Annotated in this window: 11 protein-coding genes and 1 pseudogene; all 12 read right to left on the bottom strand. The window is 48.6% G+C overall.

Going from position 1 to position 9,519, the window contains the following annotated elements; translation table 11 throughout:
* A partial coding sequence (locus Q0Z70_RS12220) for an Arm DNA-binding domain-containing protein (protein WP_298074912.1) occupies window positions 1-406 on the bottom strand: 406 nt, incomplete at its 3' end.
* Between the two features lie 30 nt (window positions 407-436).
* Entirely contained in the window at window positions 437-1,804 is a 1,368-nt protein-coding gene (locus tag Q0Z70_RS12215) for a relaxase (protein WP_298074910.1), read from the bottom strand.
* 35 nt (window positions 1,805-1,839) lie between these two features.
* Window positions 1,840-2,226, bottom strand: coding sequence for a metalloproteinase (locus Q0Z70_RS12210; RefSeq protein ID WP_298074908.1), 387 nt, complete (start codon window positions 2,224-2,226; stop codon window positions 1,840-1,842).
* 128 nt (window positions 2,227-2,354) lie between these two features.
* The gene (locus Q0Z70_RS12205) at window positions 2,355-2,954 is read right to left on the bottom strand and encodes a hypothetical protein (protein WP_298074907.1); all 600 of its coding nucleotides are present in this window, start codon (window positions 2,952-2,954) and stop codon (window positions 2,355-2,357) included.
* A 122-nt stretch (window positions 2,955-3,076) separates the two neighbouring features.
* Window positions 3,077-3,537: pseudogene (locus Q0Z70_RS12200) on the bottom strand (hypothetical protein).
* Between the two features lie 32 nt (window positions 3,538-3,569).
* A complete protein-coding gene (locus Q0Z70_RS12195; protein ID WP_298074906.1) occupies window positions 3,570-3,830 on the bottom strand; it encodes a helix-turn-helix domain-containing protein in 261 nt (86 codons plus the stop codon).
* Window positions 3,831-4,066: 236 nt separating this feature from the next.
* Window positions 4,067-4,480, bottom strand: coding sequence for a hypothetical protein (locus tag Q0Z70_RS12190; protein ID WP_298074905.1), 414 nt, complete (start codon window positions 4,478-4,480; stop codon window positions 4,067-4,069).
* On the bottom strand, window positions 4,477-5,100 hold the full coding sequence (locus Q0Z70_RS12185; RefSeq protein ID WP_298074904.1) for a hypothetical protein: 624 nt from the start codon (window positions 5,098-5,100) through the stop codon (window positions 4,477-4,479). The genes Q0Z70_RS12190 and Q0Z70_RS12185 overlap by 4 nt, the downstream gene beginning before the upstream one ends.
* Window positions 5,101-5,103: 3 nt before the next feature.
* Window positions 5,104-6,084, bottom strand: coding sequence for a nucleotidyl transferase AbiEii/AbiGii toxin family protein (locus tag Q0Z70_RS12180; RefSeq protein WP_298074902.1), 981 nt, complete (start codon window positions 6,082-6,084; stop codon window positions 5,104-5,106).
* Window positions 6,081-6,800, bottom strand: a complete 720-nt coding sequence (locus Q0Z70_RS12175; RefSeq protein WP_298074900.1) for a DUF6088 family protein — start codon at window positions 6,798-6,800, stop codon at window positions 6,081-6,083. The genes Q0Z70_RS12180 and Q0Z70_RS12175 overlap by 4 nt, the downstream gene beginning before the upstream one ends.
* A gap of 111 nt (window positions 6,801-6,911) precedes the next feature.
* Window positions 6,912-8,069 (bottom strand): site-specific integrase, encoded by a 1,158-nt coding sequence (locus tag Q0Z70_RS12170; RefSeq protein ID WP_298074898.1) that lies wholly within the window; start codon window positions 8,067-8,069, stop codon window positions 6,912-6,914.
* Window positions 8,070-8,088: 19 nt separating this feature from the next.
* Complete coding sequence (locus tag Q0Z70_RS12165; protein ID WP_298074896.1) at window positions 8,089-9,222, bottom strand: site-specific integrase; 1,134 nt, start codon at window positions 9,220-9,222, stop codon at window positions 8,089-8,091.
* Window positions 9,223-9,519 lie beyond the last annotated feature (297 nt).

Raw genomic sequence — 9,519 nt, 5'->3', positions numbered from 1 at the left:
AGTTTTGGGCGGTGCCCAGGCGGTTGCATTGGCGCAGCAGGTCGATCTGCTCCTGCATGAACGCCAGCATCATTACGGTATGTTCGGGTTTGCGGAAACGTCGGACAACCTCCTCTGCCGTATAAGGCACTCCCGATGCATCGAGTTCCTTGATAATCCTCCGCAGCAGGGTCATGTCGCCCTGTATGCGGTTTTGGAGAGTGGCGGACGATGCCGGTTGTCCGTCTGTCTGTTGCCCTGACGCCTGTTGTTTGAGACACTGCTGTTTCCCGTCCCAATCTTCCGGCAGGATATGGATATCGGTGCTAATCTGTCTTACAATTCTACGGTGCGTTACCTGATAATAAACCGTTCCCGCCTTGCCTGCGATGCTCGGAGCACGCAGTTTCACTTTAATCGTTGCCATATTGTTTTTCATTTTTAATTGCCCTTTAATTTATCTGCGTAATCCATATTTCGGTTGTTTGCCGAGTTTTTGGATTGCGGCACTGGCGCAGCGGCGCGCCCGGCGGAGGTCGTCTTCGTCCTTGTCGCGGCCCCAGTTGTTGTCGGCCGAACTACCGCCGCCGCCCGGCGGAACCGTTGCCGGACCGCCTGCCATTCCGATAAACAGAACAATAGCAAGGTTTGTTAACTCCTGCCAGTTGGCTGTTTCACGGTAGTCGAATTCCTCATTGAACAAGTCCATCACCTTTTCGGGAATGTATAAGCGATGTTCTTGGCCGTTGTGTTCAAGCGTATAAGAGGTTGTTCCGTCTCGGTATTGCGTGTAGTCTATAAGCGTCACATAGTTTTGTTTGGGTGACGGGACAGGCGGTTGTGTAGCACTATCTACAACTTGCGGTGCAGATGATTGTGCAGATGATTGCGAAGTCGATAATATGGATAGATTCGACTGCTGCGGTACAGATTGAGCAGTCGGTTTTGGCGGCGGTGCCGTTGTCCCCGCTGCATTTGAGCCGGTTGCCGTCGATGTTCTCGCCGTTCTCTGCGTTGGAACGTCTGACATCTTCTGCGTGTGGATTTTTCGCCAGGTATCTTCCAACCGTGAAGCCATAAACGTCCGGCCTTTCAGCTCCGATGCCTTGATAATAATGTTGCCCTTGCGGAGCGTATAGCCGCACAGGATACCTTTGCTGTCCCGACGCTCCCGGATATTGTAACCTTTGCCTTCAAGCGATGCGACATAGTCTGCCCATGACCAACAGTCCATAGATTGAATTGCCGCCGTACAGTCCCGTTCCGCCTGTCGGACGTGTTCATCGTGCCTCTCCTCTGCCGTTGTCCAACCCCGCCTGCGGGCAATACGCTCGGCGGCACGTTGTGCCCGTAGATGGATCTGGTGGTCATTGTTCAGTTCGCCGGACTCATCCACCCGACAAACCGCAGCGTGCAGATGCGGTATGCCGCTTCGGGAATCCCGATGCAACCAAACGGTCGCCTTGCTTCGGGCGATATGCGTCTTCGGAGAGATGACTTTACCAGTCTTCTCGTCCGATATCTCCTGATTGTCGAATTCCACCGCAAACTCTTCCCAAAGTTTTTTCCAGTCAGCAGCGATAAAGTCTCGTGTGTATTCTTCGGCAGGACTAACCTCGATACGGATAATGTTGTTTTTCAGTCGCGGATAGTCCGCGCCCTTGAACCTTATCGCTTCAAACATACTTTGCGCAGTGAATGCGCCGTCGAAGAAATAAGTAGCGATAGGGTGTATCTTCTCCGGGTGTTTCTTGTGCGCGGACTCACCCGTAATGTATCGCAGTGCATTTATTCCGTGCGATATGGCTGTGGCTTTGGCTATCATAGGTCGGAGCCGGTGTCAGATGTGTTCGTTGTTCCTCACGGAATCGGATTGGGTTTGCACAACTCGTCTAATACGGCGGAAATCCTTTTGGCAAGCCGTCGCAGTTCGTTGAGCCAGCCGAGAATATAGGCGTGGTCGTTAAAGAGTTGTTTCCTCTTTGCTGCATTCATTCCACGAAGTACGGAAGTGTAGTTAACAATATCGCTGCGGCAGTCGTTCAGCGTAGCGAGGGATTCCGCCTGACGGCTTGTCAATCGCTGTTTCGGTTCGTAGTCATGACTTCGTGCCAGCAGATAGTCGCTGACGGTCATGCTGCATCTGGTCGCCAGTTTGCAGATCGTATCCTGTTGCAGGGGTGTAACCTTTGCACCGACATAGCAAGTACGTTTGTCAGTCATCGGGCTCGGTTTATTGCGTTTCATAGGGATATTCATAGATAAATAGGTTCAGTTGTTGGTAAAACAGTCGGGGTGCGAGCCTGCGAGTGCCGTATCGGTGAGCGTCAGGCGATCCGCGAGAGCGCCAAGTATGACCGTCTGCTTCGCAGAGGTTATACCCTGGCATATCTCGCAAACCTCCATTCCCTGATTTCGATCCTCCCCATTGCGAGGCAATGAGGGGGCACTACAAATGTGGTACGCGGTATATATGAAGGTTTGAAGATGCATCGGTGAAGCTTTGTAGAACTTTTACGCAGGCCTTTTTCAAGAGTCATCCGAGTGGTTATAAGGGTTCTGGAAAAGTTGCCGCATTTGTCCGTCCAGCCCATAATGCAAGTAACCGCAGCGACAGATGCAATCCTTGACGAATGTACGGCAATCAGTCCGATGCGATCCATTGCGAGCAGCAGATTATGTACGCGCTTGCGTCCCATATTCCAATCCGCAGCCAGTCCGATTCCCGAGAACTGGAATGCTCCTGCCGACACCCGTTGCGGACGGCGGAACGATTCGTCCCGACCTGTCGAGAATCGCATTCGCCGCAACAGGTCATAGAAAAGGATTCCGTTTGCGATAGGAGTATTATTGTCATCGTTCGTTGTTCCCGACAGCCATTGCAAAGCCTCCGCTGTAAAGCAAAAGCAAATGCTTCCGAACTCGCCCGACAAGTGCAATCGGTTCGATTCGTTGTTTGTGATTGGATTTTCCATTTTGCCTGCTCTCAATTGGAATCGGAATACCTGAATTTCTTGTTCCCCTTTTCTCGGGATTTGCGACGAGCAATGTTCGTTGTTCGCTGCACAAGGCCGGATACGCCGATTCACATTCGACATTACTGTTTGCCTGCCTCCTGCGGCGGTCTCGCCTGCAAATGCTGACGCACGCTCTCGACGGCATTGCTGTCCGATGAAATCTTCATCAGCGCAACGCTCACACGGAAGAACTGGTCGATATTGACAAACTCTTTCACGGATTCGAGCAGCTTCTGCACGGATGTTTGACGATGTTGCACAATGCGGTCGGCAGAAGTTCATCCTCTTTTGTAAGACCGTTATTGAGGAATCGGTTTACAGAGAGCATATCGGTTGCGTCGATACGCTCGACATCGCCCTTGCCGAGTGCATAGCCGACCATCACACGGATAGAATCCGCCTCGTAGGGTTTGCAGTTCCGCAGAAAATCCAATATCGTCTGTGCTTTTGCGCTAATCACCGCACGGCTCTCTCTGCGCTTCGTCTCCTTTGCGGGGAACTCCTGAGCTACTCCCGCTACATTATCCATTTCGTTAGTCATACGATTTACATTTTAATGGTTTGTGAATAGGGTTACTTGTTGATTTCTCGGCTGACGATATAGTGTGCCGCCTCGCTCTCGATTTCGCTCTGCGACTTAATTCGAATACTTGTCAGCCAGGCGTCGAGGTCTTCGCGCAAAAAGAAACAGAGCTTGCCTCCCGGCTTGTAATAAGGAATCGCCCGCCGCATCATCATCTTGTAGAGATAGCTCGGCTTCACGCCGAGATAATGTGCGGCCTCTGTCGTTGTCAGCAGAACGCGCTCATTGGTTGAATCTTTTTCCTTGTGCATAACTTTTCGTATTTATAGGTTTTACATGTTCCGTTGCGGAATCCGCTGCCACCTGTTGCCGGCCTTTGGTGGGCTTTCGGTTCCGATGCAAAGTTATGGTTGCCCCGATGGGGAGATATGGGGCGGCTGTGGGGAAAAATACATAAAAAGAAATTACACCATACCGTTGAACTACAACGATATGGCGCAAATGCAAGGGGCCGGTTGTTCCGGATATATGGGGAAATGTCGGGACGCTACGGGAGAAGGGTCAGCCGACGGGCTTTTTCGATGGCCATGTCGATTGCTTTGCGGAATCTTTTGTTCTCGTCGGTAGCTACAGCAGAACAGATGTCGGTGCGGTGTTTTTCGTAATAGGTTTGAGAGATTCCGCAGACACTCAAAAACTCCTCTGCCCAGCGTTTGCCGCGCTCATGGGGTTTGATTGTTTGGGCAACGGAATAGACCATATAGCAGATGCGCAGATTCTCGCGCGGACAGACTGCAACGGGTTGTTGCGTGGGCTTCAGATTAAGGAAATTGACAAAGTCGCTGCCCGGCATAGACTCGAACTGTCGGTCGTTGCAGACATCATAGAGGAACAGGCAGAGCCTTAACTCCACGATATCCACCCATGCGGCGGTCTGCTGCAAACGGGCATAGGCATTCATCGCGGATCCTCCTTTATGCGTTTGATGTCGGCGATAATGCTCTCTGTGATTCCTTTCAAGCGAACAACCAGTACTTCCAGATGCAGCGGTTTGAAGGTGTAGACACAGAAGCAGCGTTGACGCTCTGTCTGCCAATCGTCGTATAATCGGTTTGTCTGCTCACTGGCGGTGTCATACGCGGATTTCTTCGCATCGCATTCGGCATTCAATGTCTTGTACTCATCGGTATCCAACGGCAGAAAATCGAGCCGGTTACTTAATGCCGAATACTCCTGCCACAACTTTGTCGAGGTTGCTTTGGCGGCTTCGTAACGTTCCTCAAAAGGCTTGACGTGCTGCTCGAAAATGTTTTCGAAGTTCACCGGCTGAATGCCGGCAACACCCGCTGCCGAAAACTTTTCAATCTCTGACAGCAGGGAAACGGTATCGGACAAAAGACGGTCGGCATCTTTGGCAACCTCTTTCTCCGCCGCCGCGATAATACTGTTCGTGTCGCTGCAATCACGATAAAATGCAGATAGTGTCAGTGTATCGTCAAATGACAATCCGCTGTCAGTGCACGACGACAAAATACTGTTCACCGACTGCAAATGGGTGGATATTTGTGCTATGCTCATCATCTCTTAATGCAAATTTATTCGGGTAAGAATTTTGTTTAGACTTTGTTTGATTGTGTTAGGCAATGGAATTTGAGTATATGCAAGACCGGGCAATTCCGCAGAGTATACCATTTCCAATTGTGGCCATATATCATCAAGCGATGAGAATAACGGAGATTCGCTTATGCCGCGATTCTGCCATCCGTCAGGTTGTTCAAATCGTTCTTGGTCTTCCGTAAACAATGATGTGAAATCACGCAAAAAATCATCAGAGGTAAAATATTGATATACTTCGGCGTTATTTATCAGGAAATGGATGTCGTAGAAATGGCGTATCTTTGCTGACATCTCTTTGATATAGTCTTGTGCAAGAGAATAACGTAGAAGCGAAACCATCTTCTCTGTAAATGTTCTGCGTTTATCAAGAACAGGCAATAAAAATGGTTGAAGTTCGTATTCTTCAATAACATCTTCCGCATTCTGCCGCAGCAAGAAATCGTAAATGAAACTTGAGACGGACTTAATTTCAAACGGATAAGGATTGGCAAATGTATTTACTTCGATTAAAATTTGCCCCGGCTTCACTGGATCGGCTCCATAAGATTGGATAACGCGAGGATAACGAAAAAACTCTTTCCGATATTTTGAACTCTTTCGGGTTTGGCCGTCGATAGGAATCTCTTCAAGTCCGCTTGACATATTGTGAACGATACGGGTAATTATTTTTTTCTTCTGTCCGTCTTTCAATCTCCCGGCATCAGTTATGGCGACATCTATATCTTCAGAGAACCTACTGCCTATCTTATAAACCTTTGAAAGACTCGTGCCGCCCTTGAATACCGCACGACGGTCTGAGTCATTTGCAGCCATTAGTTTAAGTGCACGGGTTATCCAATAGTCTTTCTCTATGAACAGCGACTTGATACCCAGTCCGCCTTCTTCCACCGGACGTTCTGCGGCAAGAATCGTATCCTGAAACAACTCTTTATTCTCGTGTAGTCTCATATGATATTCCAATTATTTTTTGTCGGCAAACTTTTGGTTGATATGGGCAACTTGTATGTTGTTATCGGGTTCAAGGTTTCTTTCAAGTCACCGTATGACAGCTGATGCCGCTCCAAGATGGCTCCAAGTACCGCCCTTACAAAAGGAGGATATGCAAGCACAAGTTCCAACATCTCTTTCCGCTTTTCTTCATCCAGCGATTTAATTAGATAGCCTAACTGAATGACACTCTCGTCAGGTGTGGCTGCCGGAATTTTTCGGATAAGCTTAATGGCATCCAAAATGCGAAACAAATCAAAATATTTCGGAACAAGCGGATTCGGTTGCAATAAAAAAGATATGTCATACCCACTGCGCTTTATGGGTCTATGATACTTTGATGTACCTATCAGAATGGATGATGTAATTTGTGTTGTTAAGCCCATTGCGGAAAAATACTCTCCTGCGGTAAGATAGCCTGTTACCTTACCGTCTTTGACCAGTAAGTCTTTGACAATCTCCGAAATGGCCGGTTTAACCTCTCCGAAACGGGTTTGTCTCGGTTTGTAATATCTGCCCTTTGAAACTTTTTTTAAAAGACCACTCTCAACATATTGGCTCAAAGCTTTTATTAAAGCCTGCCTATGCTGTCTGGGTATGTCGAAATCGGCAACAGTTATAACTGCACCTTCCTTCAATTCTTCTATTTGCCTTTTCAGCTCTTCTCTGATAATCATAAAAGTCCTATTGGGAGGGCAAAGATAATAATAATTCATGTTTTTGCAGGTAAAAACGTGAATTATTATTGTCCCAGTATGCAGGAAGATTTTCGTAAACAGGGATGAGAATTATTCGCATCTCTGTTCGAATAGTTTGTCGACCATACCGACGGCCTCGATTTTCTTGCTGTCGACAATCTTTGCATATATCTGCGTGGTACGCACGTCGGCGTGTCCCATCAGCTTGCAGGTCGTATAAAGGTCTGCCCCGACCGTCATCATCATCGTTCCGAAAGTATGCCGGCTCGTATGATAGGTGATTTTCTTGTCAATACCTGCCTTTTTCACCCATTGTCCGAGCATTTTGTTGGTGGTCGGACGTGAGGGCAGTGCGGCAAATATAAGTGCATTGTCATTATCAGTTTTGCGTTCCGGCAGCCACCTGATTGCATTCCTGGACAGAGGCGTATAAATGGGCGTCGATGTCTTCTGCTGTACGGTGGCAATCATGTATCTGCCGTCGTTGCATACGAGGTCTTTCCAACGCAGGTTCTCGATATCGTTCAAACGCAGGGCTGAATAGCACGAGAACAGATAAGCCTGCTTGACGATTTCGCTGCGGCAGTCGGTGGCAATAAGCGTCTTCATCTCTTCGATGGTGAGGAACTGCCGTTTCGATTCGGGTTTCTTCACCCGTTCGGCGGGCGAGAGCAGCATGAACGGATTTTCACCTAACCACTCGGCACGGACTGCGGCATTCAGGGCGATGGAGAGTTGGGAGGTATAGAATACGACCGTACCCTGCGATACGGGTCTACCCGTTCTGCCTTTGTAGGTGCGCTGAATCCAGTCGATAAAACCGAGTGCCCACTTTTTGTCGATGTCGCCCATTTTGGTGTTCCTGCCGTATTGGTTGACCACCTTGATTACACTTCGCAACTTCTCGATCTTCCTGATGCCTTTGCGTTCCTGTAAGGCATAGAATCTCTCCATCCAGTCTGCCAGAGCCAGTTTTGCCCATGCCGATTTGGTCTTGATACCGGCTTTGGAATTGGTGATGTCGATAATGCGCTGCGACTTGATGGTCTCGACCGCCGCACGGGTGGCCCGGTTCTGCTCTCTGACGGCTGCATTCACCTCCGGCAGATGATACATCTTCAAAAACTCATAGCTGCGTTTGCCGTCTACATAGATGTCGAGATAGTATGATTCCGAGCCGTCGGCGAGTTTCTTCGTGCGTACCCGTACCGGCTCTTTCAGTCTGCCGGATTTCCTATTCGCTGTCATAACAATATCGATTTATCCATCAAAATACATTATCAATGAGCGAAATCGCTTCTTCCTTTTTCTTGTCTGCGATTTTCGCATACTCCTGCGTAGGGCGGACATCGGCGTGTCCCATCATCTTGCTGGCGGTATAAAGGTCAACACCGGCAGTTATCAGCATCGTGCCGTAGGTATGACGGGAGGTATGGAAACAGATGTCCTTGCCGATTCCGGCTTGTCCGGCCCAGATCTTTATGTGCCTGCGTACTGTCGGCTGGGCGGGCAGTGCAAACACCGGTGCCTTCGATTCGCCGCGCTCCGGCAGCCACAACAATGCCTTTGCCGGAAGCGGAACGGATATCGGCTTCGAGTTTTTGTGTATCACTACCGACACATACCACTGTCCGCCGTTGACAGAGATATTGCACCAGCGCAAATCCATAATATCGCTGATGCGCAGACCGCAGTAGCAGGCAAACAGAAACGCCTGCCGTATGGCCGCTCTCTTATATGGGGTATGCTCCAACTTCTGCACCTCTTCGAGGGTCAAATACTCCCGCCTGCTTTCGGGACGCTGTATCTTTTCGTGGTTGCCCAACAGTTTCCACGGATTACGCTTTATGTATCCCTTTTGCCATGCGTTGGTCAGGACGATTCCGAGTTGCCAAAAGTAGGAAAACGCGGTCGCTTTTGCTATGGGCTTTCCGTCTTTTGTAAGATACCCGCCTTTCAACCAATCCGCATAGTCGGCACAGAACCTCTTGTCGATATCGCATAGACGACAATTCGGGCGGAATGACAAAAGAACACTTTTCGCAGTTCTTAAATTTGCATATCCGGAACAGCTTTGACCTTTGTATTCGGCGATGAGCAGATCCATAAAATCGACAAGCAGCGTTTTCGATTTATCCTTCGCCGCTTCAGCCTGTGCTTTCCCGTTGACCCATGCTTCGGTTTTGGCGAGGACAATCTCTTCCGCTTGACGGAGCGTCCTGGCATTTTCACGCTTTGCCTTGACAGAGGTTTCCGGCACGAGATACAACGAGAGAAACGCGTATTCGTGCTTCCCGGCTGCGGTATAATCTATGAAAAGGGACTCCCGACCGTCCGCAAGCCGCCGTCTGCGCAATTTGAACGGCGTTTTATCTACTTTTGTCTGCTTTTTTCTGCCCATTGTGCTACAGTGATTTATATCCTGCCGCAAAGGTAGAAAATTATTTTGATATAAGTATCAAATCAAGTAACAAAAATAATTCAAAAATGGGTATAAATGGAGTTTTGTAGGAATAGATGAGAAAATGGACGTATTTTTATAAAAAAACAGATATACAGTGATATATATTCATATTTGTAGAAATATTATCCTTTTATTTCTCTTGGATTATAGATATTTATTCTTTTCCCTCATTTCGGGCTGTTTCGCCCGTGAGGGATTTTGTTTTTCTGCCTCGAAAGGTGACGGGAGCAATCC

It is taken from the genome of uncultured Bacteroides sp., from assembly GCF_947632445.1.
GTDB lineage: Bacteria > Bacteroidota > Bacteroidia > Bacteroidales > Bacteroidaceae > Bacteroides.
Note: the sequence above shows the minus strand (reverse complement) of the source record. Positions and strands in the feature narration are given on the sequence as shown.